Raw genomic sequence first — 16,553 nt, forward strand, 5'->3', positions numbered from 1 at the left:
GGCAGGCTGCCTAGCGTCGTCCGGGGACCGACTGCCGAGGACGGGTGGACCGATGACGAGCGAGCTGCACCTGCTGACCTTCGACGCGAACGACCCCGAGGTGGTGGCCCGCTTCTGGGGCGGCCTGCTCGAGCGGGAGGTCGTCCCCGCCGTGAGCGGCGGGCGGTCGCTCCCTCCCTCCCGCGACACCGAGTTCGGCATCCACGTCCAGCCGGGCGAGGAGCCGAAGCGCGGCCCGAACCAGATGCACCTCGACCTGCCCACCGACTCGTCCGAGGCCCAGGCCGCCCTGGTCGCCCGGGCCCTCGAGCTCGGGGGGCGGCACATCGACGTCGGCCAGCTCCCCGAGGAGGCGCACGTCGTCCTCGCCGACCCCGAGGGCAACGAGCTCTGCGTCATCGAGCCGGGCAACGGCTTCCTCGCCGGCTGCGGCACGATCGGCTGCCTGTCGAGCGACGGGTCGCAGGCGGTCGGGTACTTCTGGAGCGCCGCCCTCGGCTGGCCGCTCGTCTGGGACCAGGACGAGGAGACGGCGATCCAGTCGCCGCGGGGCGGCTCGAAGATCTCGTGGGGCGGACCGCCCCTCGACCCCAGGCTCGGCAAGAACCGGCTCCACCTCGACCTCGTCCCGGACGAGGGGACCACGCTGGCGGAGGAGGTCGAGCGGCTGCGGGGGCTCGGGGCCACGCACGTCGACATCGGACAGGGTGACGTGCCGTGGGTCGTCCTCGCCGACCCCGACGGCAACGAGTTCTGCGTCCTCCCGCGGCCCTGAGGCCACGGGGTCAGACCGGCGGGATCGGCACGCCGGCGCCCGGTCCGGGCCAGGTCAGGCCGAGGGCGTCCCACCACGGGAAGGGACCGCCCACGACGCCGATGCTGTGGTGGAGCCGGTCCGAGGACGCCTCGGCGCTCACGACGGGTCCGGGGTCGACCCCGAACATCTCCGCCGCCGCGCGGGCCGCGGCGGGGCCGGCGACGTCACGCCGCCGGGGGTCCTCCCCGAACTGCGCGACCTGGCGGGCGACCTCCTTCGCGTCGTGCGGGTCCGCGTTGAGGATGTAGCGCCGGTGCACGACCCGCAGCGCCCCGGGCCGCGCAGCGAGGACGACCCAGAGGGCGCCGTGCTCGTCGTTGTCCTCGGCCACCGCGGCGCACGCCTTGCCGGCGGTGGTGAGGAGGTGACGGACGTCGCCGAGACGCTCGATGCCGCTGGACGACAGGGTGATCCGCGCCCAGCCGGTGTCACCGAGCGGACGCGCCCATGCGGACCAGTCGTGGAGCGCTGCCAGGGTGGAGTCGAGGCGGCCGTCGGGCGCGACGTCGATCGCCACCGCCGTGCCGTACGTGCTCATGCCGTGCCCTCCGTCCCCGTCAGCCTACTGACGCCGCCACCGGGGAGCGCAGGGCCGCATCCCCTCCTCAACGTGCTACGGCGCAGTAGGTGTCGCGATCGCGACACCTACTGCGCCGTAGCGGGCGCCGGAGGATGCGCCGTGGTGGGCCGCCGGGGAGGGCGCCCCGAGGGGTGAGGCGGCTCAGGCCTGGAGGGCGAGCTGCACGTCGAGGACGAGCTTGACCTTCTCGGAGACGAGGACGCCACCGGTCTCGAGCGCGGCGTTCCAGGTCAGGCCCCACTGGGTGCGGTCGAGCTCACCGGTCGCCTCGAAGGCGGCCTTGGTGTTGCCCCACGGGTCGGTCGCGACGCCGTTGAAGTCGACGTCGAGGGTGACCGGCTTGGTGACGCCCTTGATCGTCAGGTCGCCGGTGAGGGTGTCGCCGGTGAAGGCGGTGCTGACGAAGCGGATCTCGGGGTGGTTCTCGACGTCGAAGAAGTCGGCGCTGCGCAGGTGGCCGTCGCGGTCGGGGGTGCCGGTGGCGACGGACGCGGTCTTGATGGTGACGTCGGCGACGGACTCGGTGACCTCGTCCTTGACGTGCACGGTGCCGGAGATGTCCGTGAACGAGCCACGGACCTTGGTGACCATGAGGTGACGGGCCACGAAGCCCACCTCGGAGTGGGTGGGGTCGATCGCCCAGGTGCCTGCGGGGAGGTCGTTGATGTTGGCCATGGGGGGTGCTCCTTCGGAAGTCAGGGGTTCCTGTCGGACAGTCCGACGTTAGTTGACGCTTCAACTAAAGGCCACCGGGGGCGATTCCCTCGTCTCACATCGTGGGACGGATCACGACCGACGCGTGGCCACCGTCCGGCGCGGACGCCCGCGCCGCCCGTGCCTGACGTGCCACGATGGGCGCATGTCCGACGACGGCGTCCGCTGGCTCGACGAGGGGGAGCAGGTCTCGTGGCGTGCCTTCCTGCGCGCCAGCCGCGAGCTCGACGTCGCCTTCGACCGCGACCTGCAGGGCGTCGGCATCAGCCTGTCCGAGTACGAGCTGCTCTCGATGCTCTCGGAGTCGCCGATGGGGCAGCTGCGGATGTCGACCCTGGCGGCCCTCATCGTCCAGTCCCGCAGCCGCGTCACCCACACGGCGGCCCGCCTCGAGCGCCGCGGCTGGGTGGTCCGCACCCCGGCACCGGACGACGGCCGCGGGGTCCTGCTGCGGATCACCGAGGACGGGCAGCGCGCCATCGAGGAGTTTGCCCTCGTCCACGTCGCGAGCGTGCGGCGGCACCTCGTCGACGTCCTCACGCCCGAGCAGTTCGCCGCCCTCGGCGAGGCGATGCAGGCGGTGCGCGACGCCTACGCCGCCGACCCGACGATGCCCGAGTCGGAGTGCTGAGGGCCCGGCTGCGACGATGGAGGACGTGACCTCCGACCCCACGAGCACAGCCCCCGGCACGTCAGGCACCCCCGGCGCCCCCGGCGCCGACGCGCCCGCCTCGGCAGCCCTCCTCGCCCGCGCCCGCGCGGTCACCCCCGGCGGGGTCAACAGCCCGGTCCGCGCCTTCCGCGCCGTCGGCGGCACGCCCCGGTTCATGGTGAGCGGCGAGGGCGCCTGGCTGACCGACGCCGACGGTCGTCGCTACGTCGACCTCGTGTGCAGCTGGGGGCCGATGATCCTGGGCCACCGCCACCCGCAGGTCGTCGCGGCGGTCGAGGCCACCACCGCCCGCGGCTACTCCTTCGGCACCCCGTCCGAGAACGAGGTCGCCCTCGCCGAGGAGATCGTCGCCCGCGTCGAGCCGGTCGAGCAGGTGCGCCTCGTGTCGAGCGGCACCGAGGCGACGATGAGCGCCATCCGCCTAGCCCGCGGGTTCACCGGCCGCTCGCTCGTCGTGAAGTTCGCCGGGCACTACCACGGGCACGTCGACTCCCTCCTCGTCAGCGCCGGTTCCGGCATTGCGACCCTCGCCCTGCCCGACAGCGCCGGCGTGCCCCCGGAGATGGCCGCCGAGACCCTCGTCCTCCCGTACAACGACGTCGACGCCCTCGAGGCGGTCTTCGCGGCCCGCGGCCCCGACATCGCGTGCGTCATCACCGAGGCCGCCGCCGGCAACATGGGCGTCGTCCCGCCGGCGCCGGGCTTCACCGAGGCGCTGCGCCGGGTGACCGCCGCCCACGGCGCCCTCCTCGTCTCCGACGAGGTGATGACGGGGTTCCGCGTCTCCCGGGCCGGCTGGTGGGGCCACGAGGGCGCCGACGTGCGCCCCGACCTCCTGACGTTCGGCAAGGTCATGGGCGGCGGCTTCCCTGCGGCAGCCTTCGGGGGTCGCGCCGACGTCATGGCGCTGCTCGCTCCCGAGGGCCCGGTTTACCAGGCCGGCACGCTGAGCGGGAACCCCGTCGCGACCGCGGCCGGGCTCGCCACGCTGCTCGCCTGCGACGACGCGCTCTACGCCCACCTCGGCTCGGTGTCGCGGACCATCGCCGACGCAGCCTCGGCCGCGCTGGAGGCGGAGGGCGTGGCGCACCGGGTGCAGTGGGCCGGGTCGATGTTCTCGGTGTTCTTCCGCGAGGGCGAGGTCGTGACCTACGACGACGCCCGCGACCAGGACACGGCCGCGTTCGGGCGGTTCTTCCACGCGATGCTCGAGGCCGGGGTCTACCTGCCGCCGAGCGCCTTCGAGTCGTGGTTCGTGTCGGGCGCGCACGACGACCGGGCGGTCGAGCACGTCCTCGCGGCCCTGCCCGGCGCGGCCCGCGCAGCCGCCGCGGGCTGACCCGTTCTCGCCCCGGCGGGCGGGGCAGAGGCACCCCAACCTTCGGTGGGGCACCCCAACCTTCGGTGGGGCACCCCGAAGTTCGGGGTGCCCCACCGAAGGTTCCGGCATCAGGCGGGAAAGTGGAGGCGGGTGGGAAGGCCGGGGGCCGCGGCTCCCAGCGGGGTTTGCGACAATCGGACGCATGACGACCGCACCCGAGGCCGGCGCGCCCGTCGCCGACCCGCCGCGCACGGTCGTCCACCTCCTGCGGCACGGCGAGGTGCACAACCCGCACCGCCTCCTCTACGGCCGCCTGCCCGGGTACCACCTCTCCGAGCTCGGGCGCCGGATGGCCGACCTCGCCGCCGAGCACCTCGGCGACCACGACGTCGTCCACGTCGTGTCGAGCCCCCTCGAGCGGGCCCGCGAGACGGCCGCCCCGGTGGCCGAGTCGCACGGCCTCGAGGTCACGGTCGACGACCGCGTGACGGAGGCGCTCAACAAGTTCGAGGGGCTCGAGGTCGCCGGCGGCCGGGGCTTCCTGCGGCACCCGACGAAGCTGCCCCTCACGCTCAACCCGTTCCGGCCGTCGTGGGGCGAGCCCTACACCCAGATCGTCGAGCGGATGCGGCGCGCCATCGTCTCCGCACGTGAGGTCGCCCGGGGGCACGAGGCGGTCATCGTCAGCCACCAGGCCCCGATCTGGATGATCCGCCTCGCCACCGAGGGCCGCCCGCTGGTCCACAACCCCACGCGGCGCGAGTGCTCGCTCGCCTCGCTCACCTCGTTCACCTTCATCGGCGACGAGCTGCTCTCCCTCTCCTACAGCGAGCCTGCGGCCTCCCTCCTCGACCAGGCGCAGCCGGGAGCCGGCGCATGACCGATCGCCCCGCGACCCGGCTCGCCGGGGCGCTCGCCGCCGTCGCCCTGCTCCTCGGTGCCGCGGCGTGCTCCGAGGACCCGAACTCCGTTGCAGCGCAGGCGAAGGCGGGTGACCAGAAGGGCTACATCTCCGGTGACGGCACCGTCGAGACGATCGCCGTGGCCGACCGGGGGGAGCCGGTCGAGCTGAGCGGCGACCTCGTCGACGGCGGCACCTGGGACAGTGCCTCGAGGCGCGGCAAGGTCGTCGTCGTCAACGTCTGGGGCTCGTGGTGCGCGCCCTGCGTCGCCGAGGCGCCGGAGCTCCAGGAGGCGTGGGCGGGGTTCGAGAGGGCTTCCGCGCCGGTGGAGTTCATCGGCATCGACTTCCGCGAGGGGCCCGAGCGCGGAGCCGCCTTCCTCAAGCGCGCGAACATCACCTACCCGAGCCTGTCCGACGAGTCCGGCGTCCTCATCCTCGCCCTCCAGGGCAAGGCGCCGACCGTCCCGACGACCCTCGTCCTCGACCGCGACGGCCGGATCGCCGCCCGGGTCAACGGACCCGTCTCGGCCACCACGCTGCGCGGGCTCGTCGACGACGCCGTCGCCGAGTCGTGATGACGACCGCCGCCCCCGCCGCGGTGCTCACCGCGAGCGACACCGTCGTCAGCGGGGCCCTGCCCCTGGCGGTCGCCGTCGCGGCCCTCGCCGGCCTGGTGTCCTTCGCCAGCCCCTGCGTCCTGCCGCTCGTCCCCGGGTTCCTCGGCTACGTCTCCGGGCTGACCGGGGAGGCCACCCGGCGGCGGGGGAGGACGGTGCTCGGCGCGCTGCTCTTCGTCGCCGGCTTCACGGCCGTGTTCGTCCTCGGGTCGGTGTTCGTCACCGGGGTGGGGCGCGTGTTCGTCGAGCAGCGCGACCTCCTCATGCGGGTCGGTGGCGTGCTCGTCATCCTCATGGGCCTCGTCTTCGTCGGCGTCGGGGCGCGGTGGGGGAGCCAGCGCGAGGCGAGGCTGCGGTGGCGGCCCCCGACCGGCCTGGTCGGCGCGCCGCTGCTGGGCGCCGTCTTCGCGCTCGGGTGGGCGCCGTGCACCGGGCCGACGCTCGCCGCCGTCCTCGTCATGGCCACCGCCAGCCAGGAGCCGGAGGTCGCGCGCGGCGCCGGGCTCGCCGTCGCCTACGGGCTCGGCCTCGGCCTGCCGTTCGTCCTCGTCGCCGCCGGGCTCGACCGGGCCGGACGGGTCTCCGGCTGGCTGCGCCGGCACACCCGCACGGTCCAGCTCGTCGGTGGGGCGATGCTCGTCCTCGTCGGGGTCCTCCTCGTCACCGGGGTGTGGCAGGACCTCAACACCTGGCTCCAGGCCGAGCTCGTCAGCGGGTTCCGGGTGGCCCTGTGAGCACCGGGACCGCCCAGCGCCCCGACGTGGCCCAGCCCAGGCTCGGGCTCGTCGGCTGGCTGCGCTGGACCTGGCGCCAGCTGACGAGCATGCGCACGGCGCTCTTCCTCCTCCTGCTCCTCGCCGTCGGCGCCATCCCCGGCTCGACGTTCCCGCAGCGCTCGATCGACTCCGCCCGCACCGCGCAGTGGATCGCGGACAACCCGACGGCCGGCAAGGTCCTCGACGCCCTCGGCTTCTTCGAGGTGTACGCCTCGCCGTGGTTCGCGGCGATCTACCTCCTGCTCTTCGTCTCGCTCATCGGCTGCGTCCTGCCGCGGACCCGCATCCTCTGGCACCAGACCCGTGCGGCCCCGCCCAGGGCGCCGCGCCGGCTCGACCGCCTCGCCGCACACCGGAGCACGGAGGTCGACGGGTCGCCCGATGACGTGCGCGAGCGGCTGCGCCACGCCCTCAGGGGACGCCGCTACCGGGTGCACTCCCACGACGACACGACGCTCTCGGCGGAGAAGGGCTACCTGCGCGAGGCCGGCAACCTCGTCTTCCACGTCGCGCTCATCGGCGTCCTCGTCGGGGTGGCGTGGGGGCACCTTCTCGGGTGGCGCGCCGACGTCATCGTCCCCGAGGGCGAGGCCGTGGCGAACACGCTCATCCGGTACGACACCTTCAGCCCCGGTCCGTGGGTCGACGTCAACGACCTCGAGCCCTGGACCCTCGCGCTCGACCGCCTCGACGTCGAGTTCGAGCGGGAGACGACGGGCCGGGGGCAGTTCGGGGCACCGCGCGACTTCGAGGCGACGACCACGTTCACCCCGGCCGGTGGCGAGCCCGAGCAGCGCGCGGTGCGCGTCAACGGCCCGCTGGAGACCGGCGACGGCACGGTGTTCCTCCTCGGCAACGGCTACGCCCCCGTCATCACGGTCCGCGACGCGCAGGGCACCGTCCTGTACTCCGAGCCCACGCCGTTCCTCCCGCAGGACGACTTCTACACCTCTGTCGGGGCGGTCAAGGTGCCCGGCGCGGGCCCGGAGCAGCTGGGGTTCGCCGGCTTCTTCCTGCCGACCGGAGTCATCGACGAGCAGGGCCCGCACTCGGTCTTCCCCGACACCCTCGACCCCCAGCTCGCACTCACCGCGTTCGAGGGCGAGCTGTTCCCGGGCGGGCGGCCGCAGTCGGTCTACCAGCTCGACACCGAGGAGATGACGCCCCTGCCCGGCAAGGACGGCACCGACCAGCTGCGCATCCTCCTCAAGCCGGGCCAGACCTTCGACCTTCCGGGCGGGCGCGGCTCGATCACGTTCGACGGGGTCGAGCGGTTCGCGGGCTTCTCGGTCCGTACCGACCCCGGCAAGCTGGTCACCCTCGTCTCGGCGATGGCCGCCCTGTTCGGCCTCGTCGCCTCGCTCGTCGTCCGCCGGCGGCGGGTGTTCGTGCGGGTTGCGGCCGCGCCGGCCGAGGGACGTACCGTGGTCTCCGTCGGCGGCCTCGCGAAGGACGACGACGAAGGGATGGGCGACGAGGTCGCCGCCGTCCTGGACGCACTCGAAGGAACCCGATGACCGACACCACGCTGGCCCAGCTCTCGAACCTGGCGATCTACTCGGCGATGGCCGTGCTGACGCTCGCCATGGTCATGTACGCCGTCTACCTCGCCCGGCTCGCGCCGACCCGGGGGCGGGTCGAGGTCGCCGAGCGCGAGCTCGTCGCCGCCGGCGGAGCCGACGCGCCGGGCACACCCGCGACGCCCGAGGCCGCGGCCGACGCGGCCGGGTCGGGCCTGACCGAGTCGGCCGGGGCGCGCCGCGCGGCCGGCATCGCCTGGTCGCTGACGCTGCTCGGCACGCTGCTCACGACCGCCGGGGTGGCGCTGCGGGCGGCCGAGGTGCACCGCTGGCCGCTCGGCAACATGTACGAGTTCGCGATCGTCGGCTGCATGCTCACGCTCGTCGCCTACGCGGTCTGGGCGACCCGTCGCGACCTGCGCTGGCTCGGGCTGTTCGTCGTGGGGCCGGTCCTGCTCACCCTCGGCCTCGCCATCACCGTCTGGTACACCGACGCCTCCGAGCTGATGCCGTCGCTGCGCTCGATCTGGCTGGCGATCCACGTCTCCGTGGCGACCTTGTCGGTGGCGCTGTTCACCATCGGGTTCTCGCTCGGCATCGTCTACCTCGTCCAGGCCCGGCTCGAGGCCTCGGAGCCGCGCCCGGTGTCGTTCATGGACCGCCTGCCCGACGCCCGCGCGCTCGAGCGGCTCACGTACGCGGTCCACGTCGTGGCCTTCCCGCTGTGGACGTTCACGCTCATCGCCGGCGCCATCTGGGCGCGCCAGGCGTGGGGCGCCTACTGGAGCTGGGACCCCAAGGAGGTGTGGACCTTCGTCATCTGGACCGTCTACGCCGCCTACCTCCACGCCCGGGCGACGACCGGCCTGCGCCGCCAGAGCGCCGCGTGGATCGCGCTCGCCGGGTTCGGCTGCATCATCATCAACTACGCCGTCGTCAACGTGTTCTTCGTCGGCCAGCACTCGTACTCGGGGCTCTGAGCCGTGCTGCGCTACACCCTGCTCCGGGTCCTCGTCTTCTTCGGCTGCCTCGCCGCCCTCTGGCTGCTCGGGCTGCGCGACGAGGAGGACATGCTGCTGCTCGTCGCCGGCGCCGCCGTGCTGTCGGCCGTCATCTCCTACGTCGCGCTGCGCCGCTTCCGCGAGGACTACTCGGCGCAGCTCGCGGCGCGCCTCGAGGAGCGGTCGGCCACGAAGCGGGCCAGGGCGGCCGACCGGCCCTCCGACGAGGACGTCGAGGACGCCGAGGTCGCCCGGCCCCGCCCCACCGACGGCGAGGGCGACTTCCGCTGACGCAGTGACCAGCTCGAGGAGGCGCGTGGTTCGCGACGACGCGACCCGGGTGGAGTTCCGCCCGATGACGCGCGCCGACCTCCCGGCCGTCCTCGACGCCCAGGAGGCGGGCGGCGTCCTCGGGCTCGCCGCGGTGTTCCCGCAGGACCGGTTCCCCTTCCCCCGCGACGCGGTGCGCCGGCGCTGGGAGGACGAGCTGGAGGACGATGCCGTCGCCTGCCTCGTCGTGGTCGAGGGCGGCTCCGTCGTGGGGTTCGCGGCGACGCGCGGCGCCGAGGTGCTCCACTTCGGGACCGCCCCGCAGCGGTGGGGGAGCGGGGTCGCGGTGGCCGCGCACGACCTCCTGCTCCATCGGATGCGGGCGGCCGGGGTGTCGACCGCGTGGCTCACCGTCTACGCCGCCAACGGGCGGGGCCGCCGCTTCTGGTCCAGGCTCGGGTGGCGGCCGACGGGGGAGACCTCGCGCGGCCCGGTGCCCCCGCACGCCGAGCTCCTGCGCTACGAGCGGTCGCTGTCGGACTGACGGTCCCGTGCGGCAAGGTGGTGCGGGTGCCGATCCTGCCCACCCCGCGTGACCCCAGGCTCGTCACCGTCCGCCGGGGAGGCACCCTCACCGACGAGCACCACCACCTCCTCATGGTGTGGTCCGTCCTGTGCGCCGAGCGCGTGCTGCCGCTGTTCGAGGCAGTGGCGCCCGACGACCCGCGCCCGCGCGAGGCGCTCGAGGTGGCGCGGGCGTGGGTCCGCGGCGAGGTGCCGATGAAGGTCGCCCACCGGACCGCCTTCGTGGCGAACGCCGCCGCGAAGGGCGCCCCCGACCCGGCGAAGTTCGCTGCGCTCTCGGCCGGCCAAGCGGTCGCCGTCGCGCACGTCGCCGCCCACGACCTCGGCGCCGCGGCCTACGCCATCCGGGCGGCCGTCGCCGCAGCGCCGGTCGACCAGGCGGAGCACGTGCGCCTCGCAGAGCGGGACTGGCAGCGGGACCAGCTGCCCGCAGAGGTTCGCGACCTCGTTCTCGACGACCAGCGGCTCCGCAGCCCGATCTGCTGGAACACCTTCGACGACTGATGGCCCTCCCGGGTGCCGCGCCGGAGTCCCCTCACCAACCAACGCACATAGCCGTTCTCCGGGTGGGCCCGTTGGCCGGATGAGCCGCGTCGACGTCCACCGCGGAACGTGGCTACGCGTCCTCACTCCGGGCGATCAGGCATCCGCCCTCGGCACCCTGCGCTCATCGGGTGGACACCGGGACACGGCCTCGCCTGAGCGATGTGCAGCCTTCGGATGGCGCGATCTCCCCCCGGAATGACCAGTGACGTGGCGGGCATCCCGCTCCTATGATGACGCCGTGGGTCCTCGCTGACTCCGCGACCGACGGGTGGTTGCGGGCGCTGTCGGCTCACAAGGTCGGAGGCCCGCGTGAGTACCCGCCTGTTGCACATCATCGCCACTCCGAGGGGGCTGGCGTCGAACACCGGTCGGGTCTCCAGCGTGCTGCTCGAGGAGCTGCACGAGCGGTACGAGGACCTGACCGTCAACACCCTCGACCTGTTCGCGGCTGACCTCCCTGCCGTGGCCGGGGTCAACATCAAGTCGAAGTACGCCCTGATGACCGGTCAGCCGCTCGACGAGGCCGCGCGGACCTCCTGGGGAGAGATCGAGAGGACGATCGAGCAGTTCCTCGACGCCGACCTGTACCTGATGACGGTGCCGATGTGGAACTTCAGCATCCCGTACGCCCTGAAGTACTACATCGACGCGATCGTCCAGCCCGGGTACCTGTTCGCCTACGACGCGACCGGCCAACCGCACGGGCTCGTGCACGACAAGCGGATGGTGTGCGTGACGTCGCGGGGAGCGGACTACTCGCAGCCGCCGACGGCAGCGCTCGACTTCGCAGAGCCGTACCTGCGGACCATCTTCGGCTTCGTGGGCATCACCGACCTCCACTTCTTCAACGTGCAGCCGATGGACGTCTCGCAGGAGGCACGAAGGGACGCGTTCCGGTCCGCGATCAACGACGTCCGTTCCTGGGTGGCCAACGGCGCGTGGGACGGCATGCCGGACGTCGGCATCGACGAGATCCCCTCGGACCTCAACCCGCCGGTCATCCTCGACTGAGGTGGTCCATCCGCCGACGGACCCCCGGCACCCACCCACGCGCATGGCCGCACCGCTGCGATGATCGGTCGGTGAACCCGGAGAGCGAGCCGACGGACCAGACCGCTGAGCGTCGCCGCCAGGCCCGTGAGAACGCCGAGTACCACCACGCCGCCGCGGCCCGGGCGGCGGAGGCCGAGGCGCGGCGGACCGCCCCGATGGTGGCGGCCTTCGCCGAGGCGATGCGTTCGGCAGGCGTCGAGCCCACCCGGCTGCGGGCGCGCCCCTACAGCGGCGGCGGGCGCCTGCGGACCGACGTCGTCGGCTGGTACGTGCGACGCGACCTGCGGGCCGCCGTCGGCACGGACGGCCGCTGGTACGTCCTCGTCGTCGCGCCCAGCCTGCGGGGCCGGCTGACCGGCGTCCACGTCGAGCCCAGTGACGCCCCGCTCCAGGTCGGAGCGGGTGGCAGGGACGGTGACTCGGTGGATCTCGCGGTCCTGCTCCAGCTGCGGCTGGACGCCGGCCAGGACTTCCCCTCCTGACGGCCCCCACCCGCCGTCGAGCGAAGCTCCGAACCCGTCGTGGGTGCTGCGGGTCTAGCCTCGACGGGTGGATGACGCCCAGCGCAATCCGGCCGTGGACGCCTACATCGACGGCCTCGTACCGTGGCAGCGCGAGGTGGCGGAGACGGTGCGGCGGCTCGTCCACGAGGCCGACCCCGGCGTGGAGGAGGTCATCAAGCGGCGGGTCCAGCCGTACTTCGTCCTGGAGGGCAACATCTGTGCGCTGCTCGGGACTCGGGACCACCTCAACGTGTTCATCTACGACCCGATCGCCCCTGATCCGCACGGGCTGGTCAACCAGGGCCACGACAACGCGACGGCGCGCGGCATCCAGGTGCGGCGCGGGGACCACCTCGACGAGCAGGCCCTGCTCGAGCTCTTCCGGGCGGTGATCGCGAACAACCGTGCCGGCGGGTGGCGGAAGGTCCGGGCGCGGTCATGACCGCTCGCGCCCGTGTTGCGCCAGATCACTACACGGTGCTATATCGAATCTGCAGTGCTTGCCACAGATCCTGAGCCCGGTGCGATGGCTCCCGCAGCCGAGCCCCACGGCACGAACGACCAGGAGGCACCATGTCCCCGTCCGCCACCGCCACCGCCACCGCCCACGCCACCGCACCCTCCACCGCGACCGCATCCCCGTCCACGCGCGAGCTCATCAAGGAGCTCGCGGAGATCGAGGACCGCACGTTCGCCGTGCGCGCGTCGATGCAGGGGGCGGACTGCCGGGCGCGGCTGGCCCCCGAGCTGCTGAGGCTGTCGCAGCGCGAGCAGCAGATCCTGGCCCAGCTGCGCCGCCGGCGGGTCCGCGCCGGCTGACACGGCGGGGGTGACCCGCCGTCGAGAACCCCGGCCCGACCTCAGGTCGGGCGCCTGGCCAGTCCGAGGACGAGCACCAAGGCGGCACCCAGGCACACGAACGGCACGAGCACGAAGGGGAGGAAGGCCCGCAGCTCCTGGGCGTCGCCGATGGCGATGGCAGCCACGACGACGCTCGGAACCGAGAGGAACAGGCCGAGGACGGCACCGACCCCGAGGTGGGCCTTCCAGCTGTCGCGCACGGCCCGAGCGTGACACGCACCGGGCGCCGGTGTCGAGGACGTCTCCGCCCGTGCCGCCGGCCGCGGGCCGCAGAGCGCAGGGCCCGGGGCGCCCCTGGTCAGGGGCGCCGCAGGGGGCGTGGCCGAACCCTTGACGACGCGGGTCGACCAGCGGGAACCTCGAAGGGCACCGTCGGGCGCCCTGCAGGGAGGGCTGCCCACGGGTCTCGTCGGGCGAGCGGAGGAAGGCGTCCTCGGACGCGCATCGGCCCGGCACCGACGAGGGCGAGTCCGGCCAGTGAGGCGAGGACGACCCCGGTCCCCAGGGACCAGGGCTCACTCATCGGCCGGCTTGACCGCCGTGGGCGTCGCCGGACGACCTCGCTCCCGGGCTCGCCGCGGCACCTGCCGTGGTGCTGCCCCGCAGGACGGACGTCATCCTCTTGCCGCGGGCCACCTCGTCGACGAGCTTGTCCATCCAGCGGATCTGCTGCATGAGCGGGTCCTCGATCTCCTCGACCCGCATCCCGCAGATGACGCCGGTGATCTCGGTGGCATGGGGGTTCATCCGCGGCGCCTGCGCGAAGAAGGTCTCGAGGTCGACCTCGTCGGCGAGCGCCCGCTCGAGCCCCGCCTCGTCGTAGCCGGTGAGCCAGGTGATGACCTCGTCCACCTCGCCCTTGCCGCGACCCTTCTTCTCGGCCTTCGCGACGTAGTGGGGGTAGATGGCGGCCAGCGGGGTGGCGAAGATCCGGTGTCGGGGCACGGGCTGCGTCCTTCGGCGGTCGTCGGGTCGAGGGTCCTGGGCGGACGTCCTCACGCTACGCCGGGTCAGCGCAGCGCGACCTCGATGACGACGCCGACCGCCACGAGGACCGCGTAGGCGACCTCGTACAGGCCGGTCGCTGCGAGCACCGGGACGAGGGCGCGTCCGGTGGCGTCGGAGCGGACCGCCGCGAGCGAGCGCACGGCGAGCGGCAGGGCGAGGAGGCCGAGCAGGGCCCACGGCGTCACGAGCGCCATGAGGAGCACCATCCCGACCGACACCGCGACGAGGACGCCGTACAGGCGCCGGGTCCTGGTGTCGCCCAGCCGGACTGCGAGCGTGCGCTTGCCGTGCTCGGTGTCGGTGGGGATGTCACGCAGGTTGTTCGCCACGAGGATGGCCGAGGCGATGGCGCCGACGCCCACCGCGCCGAACACCCCGAACCACGAGATGGCGTCGGCCTGCGTGTAGAGGGTGCCGAGCGTCGCCATCAGACCGAAGAACACGAAGACGTACACCTCGCCCAGGCCCCGGTACCCGTACGGGTTGTCCCCGCCGGTGTAGCGCCACGCCGCGAGGACCGCGATGGCGCCGAGCGGCAGGAGGAGCCAGGCGCCGGACAGGGCGACGAGGGCGAGGCCCGCGAGGGCACCCGCGCCGAACGACAGGAACGCAGCGGCCTTGACGTTGCGCGGGTCCGCGAGGCGCTGCCCGACGAGGCGCACCGGCCCGACGCGCTCCTCGTCGGTGCCGCGGACGCCGTCGGAGTAGTCGTTGGCGTAGTTGACCCCGACCTGGAGGGCGAGGGCGACGACGAGCGCGAGGATCGCGAGGGCGAGGTCGGCACGGCCGCGCAGGTGGGCCGCGGCGGTGCCGAGGACGACGGGGGCGACGGCGGCCGGGAGGGTGCGTGGGCGCGCGCCGGCGGCCCACTGCGCGAGGGAGGCCATGGGTGGGGTCAGAGGTCCTTGAGGAAGTCGGGGTCGTCGTCCGGTCCGCGGGGCGGGGGCTTCTGGTCGCGACGGCGGCTGGGGTCGTCCCACCGCTGCTGCTGGCCCAGGCCGCCGAGGCGGGGGGAGCGCTGCGGGCGCCCGGCCAGCAGCCAGGCAGCGGGGCCCACGACGGGGAACAGGAGGATGAGGAGCAGCCAGAGCAGCTTCGGGAGGTTGCGCACCGACCCCTCGTCGGTCTGGATCGCGTCGACGACGCAGTAGATCGTCAGCGCGAGGCTGAGGACCACGGGCAGGTACCGGAGCACGCCCCCATCATCCCACGTCGGGGTCGCGCGTCAGGCAGGGCCGAAGAGGGCGGCCACGGCCCGGCGGTCGGGCTTGCCGGGTCCGGCGAGCGGGAGCTCGTCGACGGTGACCGAGCGCACCGGCAGGGCGTGGTCGGGCAGGACGCCGCGCAGGGCCGCGCGCAGGTCGGTGGTCGTGGGCCCGTCCCCCGCGGCGGACGCCTCGAGGACGAGCGCGACGCTCACCGCCTCCCCCCACTCGGGGTGCGGCGTCCCCACGACGACGACGTCGCGGATGTCGGGGACGTGCTCGGCCACGGCCTCCTCGACCAGCCGTGGGGCGACCTTGAGCCCGCCGGTGTTGACGAGGTCGTCGACCCGACCGTCCACGTGGAGGCGGCCGCCCTCGCCGACGTGGCCGACGTCGTCGGTGCGGAACCAGCGGGTCCCGTCCGCGTCCGTGGAGAACGCGGCCGCCGTGAGGTCGGGCCGGCCGAGGTAGCCGTGCGCAACCGTGTCGCCGCCGAGGACGATGCGCGCTTCCTCGTCGAGGCGGATCCCGGTGCAGGGCAACGGTTCTCCGTCGTAGACGCAGCCCCCCGCCGTCTCGCTCATCCCGTAGGTCGCCACGACGGTGACACCGGACAGCCCGGCCCGATGACGCAGCCGCGGCGGCAGCGCGGCCCCGCCGACGAGCACCGCGTCGTACCGCCGCAGCGACTCGGACGCCCCCGCGTCGTCCAGCAGCCGCGCCAGCTGGACCGGGACCAGGCTGGTGTAGTGGCGAGCACCGTCATCCAGCCGAGCCGTTGCGGCGCGGAAAGCGCTGGGGGAGAAGCCGTTCGAGAGGTCCATGCAGACGGGCACGGTGCCGGCGTCGAGCGACCGCAACAGGACCTGGAGCCCGGCGACATGGTGTGCGGGCAGGGGCAGCATCCACTGGCCGGGCCCGCCGAGCCGTTCATGGGTCGCCCGCGCGCTCGCCCGCAGCGCCGCGGCCCCGAGCAGGGCGCGCTTCGGGGTCCCGGTCGACCCGGACGTGCCGACCACGACACCCAGCCCCTCGGGCAGGTCCGCCGCGGTGTGGGGCGGCAGGGGCGGCTCCGGGGCGGACGCCGCGTACGGCGCGACGGGCGCCCCGCCCCCGAGCGCCCGCGCGAGCCGGGGCAGCAGGTCGAGGACGGCCTCGCCGGCCGGCACCGCGAGGGGCTCCAGGACGATGCGCCCGTCGCGCCCGGGCGGGAGGCCCGTCATCGGTGGATGTGGTCGAGCCAGTCGGCGGGCACGCGGCCGCGGGGGCCGGGGGTTGGCTGGTCCGCCGGGTGCTCGGTCGGCGGGGCGAGCCGTGGGCCGTCGACGAAGTCCTCGTCCTCGTAGTCCCAGAACCAGTCCTCACCGGGCTCGTAGCTCTGGACGACGGGGTGCCCGGTCGTGCGCGCGTGGGCGGCGGCGTGCTGGGCCGGGGAGCTGTCGCAGCACCCCACGTGCCCGCAGGCCGCACAGCGCCGCAGGTGCACCCACCAGCCGGGCGGGTCGTGGGCGTCGCAGTCGGCGCAGCCCGCCCCGCTGGGCGGGACGGCGGGGTCGATGCCGTCGTGCGGGGCGGCGTCGTCGCTCATGCGTGGCCTTC

At 73.9% G+C, this 16,553-nt stretch carries 23 protein-coding genes; 15 read left to right on the forward strand and 8 right to left on the reverse strand.

Annotated elements, in window-relative coordinates:
* Positions 1–52: 52 nt before the first annotated feature.
* Positions 53–775, forward strand: coding sequence for a VOC family protein (locus ACK8HX_RS11825; RefSeq protein ID WP_411940895.1), 723 nt, complete (start codon positions 53–55; stop codon positions 773–775).
* Between the two features lie 10 nt (positions 776–785).
* Here ACK8HX_RS11825 and ACK8HX_RS11830 read toward each other — a convergent pair whose 3' ends face one another.
* Complete coding sequence (locus ACK8HX_RS11830; protein ID WP_411940896.1) at positions 786–1,355, reverse strand: hypothetical protein; 570 nt, start codon at positions 1,353–1,355, stop codon at positions 786–788.
* Positions 1,356–1,538: 183 nt separating this feature from the next.
* Positions 1,539–2,072 (reverse strand): YceI family protein, encoded by a 534-nt coding sequence (locus ACK8HX_RS11835; protein WP_411940897.1) that lies wholly within the window; start codon positions 2,070–2,072, stop codon positions 1,539–1,541.
* 184 nt (positions 2,073–2,256) lie between these two features.
* On the opposite strand from ACK8HX_RS11835, the gene ACK8HX_RS11840 reads away from it, so the two are divergent.
* From ACK8HX_RS11840 to ACK8HX_RS11905, 14 genes are all read left to right on the forward strand, one after another.
* On the forward strand, positions 2,257–2,742 hold the full coding sequence (locus tag ACK8HX_RS11840) for a MarR family winged helix-turn-helix transcriptional regulator (protein WP_411940898.1): 486 nt from the start codon (positions 2,257–2,259) through the stop codon (positions 2,740–2,742).
* 25 nt (positions 2,743–2,767) lie between these two features.
* Positions 2,768–4,123 carry a glutamate-1-semialdehyde 2,1-aminomutase gene (gene hemL / locus ACK8HX_RS11845; protein WP_411940899.1) on the forward strand — a complete coding sequence of 452 codons (1,356 nt, stop codon included), beginning with the start codon at positions 2,768–2,770 and terminating at the stop codon, positions 4,121–4,123.
* 184 nt (positions 4,124–4,307) lie between these two features.
* Positions 4,308–4,985, forward strand: coding sequence for a histidine phosphatase family protein (locus ACK8HX_RS11850; protein WP_411940900.1), 678 nt, complete (start codon positions 4,308–4,310; stop codon positions 4,983–4,985).
* The gene (locus tag ACK8HX_RS11855; protein ID WP_411940901.1) at positions 4,982–5,584 is read left to right on the forward strand and encodes a TlpA family protein disulfide reductase; all 603 of its coding nucleotides are present in this window, start codon (positions 4,982–4,984) and stop codon (positions 5,582–5,584) included. Before ACK8HX_RS11850 ends, ACK8HX_RS11855 begins: the two co-directional genes overlap by 4 nt.
* Positions 5,584–6,360 (forward strand): cytochrome c biogenesis CcdA family protein, encoded by a 777-nt coding sequence (locus tag ACK8HX_RS11860; RefSeq protein WP_411940902.1) that lies wholly within the window; start codon positions 5,584–5,586, stop codon positions 6,358–6,360. The genes ACK8HX_RS11855 and ACK8HX_RS11860 overlap by 1 nt, the downstream gene beginning before the upstream one ends.
* Positions 6,357–7,919 (forward strand): cytochrome c biogenesis protein ResB, encoded by a 1,563-nt coding sequence (gene resB / locus ACK8HX_RS11865; protein WP_411940903.1) that lies wholly within the window; start codon positions 6,357–6,359, stop codon positions 7,917–7,919. The genes ACK8HX_RS11860 and resB overlap by 4 nt, the downstream gene beginning before the upstream one ends.
* A complete protein-coding gene (gene ccsB, locus ACK8HX_RS11870) occupies positions 7,916–8,902 on the forward strand; it encodes a c-type cytochrome biogenesis protein CcsB (protein ID WP_411940904.1) in 987 nt (328 codons plus the stop codon). The genes resB and ccsB overlap by 4 nt, the downstream gene beginning before the upstream one ends.
* A 3-nt stretch (positions 8,903–8,905) precedes the next feature.
* Positions 8,906–9,214 (forward strand): DUF4229 domain-containing protein, encoded by a 309-nt coding sequence (locus ACK8HX_RS11875; protein WP_411940905.1) that lies wholly within the window; start codon positions 8,906–8,908, stop codon positions 9,212–9,214.
* A 25-nt stretch (positions 9,215–9,239) separates the two neighbouring features.
* Positions 9,240–9,737, forward strand: a complete 498-nt coding sequence (locus ACK8HX_RS11880) for a GNAT family N-acetyltransferase (protein ID WP_411940906.1) — start codon at positions 9,240–9,242, stop codon at positions 9,735–9,737.
* A 26-nt stretch (positions 9,738–9,763) separates the two neighbouring features.
* The gene (locus ACK8HX_RS11885) at positions 9,764–10,282 is read left to right on the forward strand and encodes a putative immunity protein (protein ID WP_411940907.1); all 519 of its coding nucleotides are present in this window, start codon (positions 9,764–9,766) and stop codon (positions 10,280–10,282) included.
* Positions 10,283–10,633: 351 nt separating this feature from the next.
* Complete coding sequence (locus ACK8HX_RS11890; RefSeq protein WP_411940908.1) at positions 10,634–11,335, forward strand: FMN-dependent NADH-azoreductase; 702 nt, start codon at positions 10,634–10,636, stop codon at positions 11,333–11,335.
* 71 nt (positions 11,336–11,406) lie between these two features.
* On the forward strand, positions 11,407–11,859 hold the full coding sequence (locus ACK8HX_RS11895; protein WP_411940909.1) for a hypothetical protein: 453 nt from the start codon (positions 11,407–11,409) through the stop codon (positions 11,857–11,859).
* A gap of 67 nt (positions 11,860–11,926) precedes the next feature.
* Complete coding sequence (locus ACK8HX_RS11900) at positions 11,927–12,322, forward strand: DUF1801 domain-containing protein (protein ID WP_411940910.1); 396 nt, start codon at positions 11,927–11,929, stop codon at positions 12,320–12,322.
* Between the two features lie 131 nt (positions 12,323–12,453).
* On the forward strand, positions 12,454–12,699 hold the full coding sequence (locus tag ACK8HX_RS11905) for a hypothetical protein (RefSeq protein WP_411940911.1): 246 nt from the start codon (positions 12,454–12,456) through the stop codon (positions 12,697–12,699).
* A gap of 41 nt (positions 12,700–12,740) precedes the next feature.
* On the opposite strand, the gene ACK8HX_RS11910 is transcribed toward ACK8HX_RS11905, so the two are convergent.
* From ACK8HX_RS11910 to ACK8HX_RS11935, 6 genes are all read right to left on the reverse strand, one after another.
* Positions 12,741–12,941: a hypothetical protein gene (locus ACK8HX_RS11910; protein ID WP_411940912.1), complete on the reverse strand. Its 201-nt coding sequence runs from the start codon at positions 12,939–12,941 to the stop codon at positions 12,741–12,743.
* 319 nt (positions 12,942–13,260) lie between these two features.
* On the reverse strand, positions 13,261–13,686 hold the full coding sequence (locus tag ACK8HX_RS11915; protein ID WP_411940913.1) for a DUF2200 domain-containing protein: 426 nt from the start codon (positions 13,684–13,686) through the stop codon (positions 13,261–13,263).
* Positions 13,687–13,751: 65 nt separating this feature from the next.
* The gene (locus ACK8HX_RS11920) at positions 13,752–14,636 is read right to left on the reverse strand and encodes a 1,4-dihydroxy-2-naphthoate polyprenyltransferase (protein WP_411940914.1); all 885 of its coding nucleotides are present in this window, start codon (positions 14,634–14,636) and stop codon (positions 13,752–13,754) included.
* 8 nt (positions 14,637–14,644) lie between these two features.
* Complete coding sequence (locus ACK8HX_RS11925) at positions 14,645–14,944, reverse strand: PLDc N-terminal domain-containing protein (RefSeq protein ID WP_411940915.1); 300 nt, start codon at positions 14,942–14,944, stop codon at positions 14,645–14,647.
* A 30-nt stretch (positions 14,945–14,974) separates the two neighbouring features.
* The gene (gene menE / locus ACK8HX_RS11930) at positions 14,975–16,177 is read right to left on the reverse strand and encodes an o-succinylbenzoate--CoA ligase (RefSeq protein ID WP_411940916.1); all 1,203 of its coding nucleotides are present in this window, start codon (positions 16,175–16,177) and stop codon (positions 14,975–14,977) included.
* The gene (locus tag ACK8HX_RS11935) at positions 16,174–16,542 is read right to left on the reverse strand and encodes a UBP-type zinc finger domain-containing protein (protein WP_411940917.1); all 369 of its coding nucleotides are present in this window, start codon (positions 16,540–16,542) and stop codon (positions 16,174–16,176) included. The genes menE and ACK8HX_RS11935 overlap by 4 nt, the downstream gene beginning before the upstream one ends.
* Between the last annotated feature and the right edge of the window lie 11 nt (positions 16,543–16,553).

This window comes from Oryzobacter faecalis (assembly GCF_046764005.1).
Classification (GTDB): domain Bacteria; phylum Actinomycetota; class Actinomycetes; order Actinomycetales; family Dermatophilaceae; genus Oryzobacter; species Oryzobacter faecalis.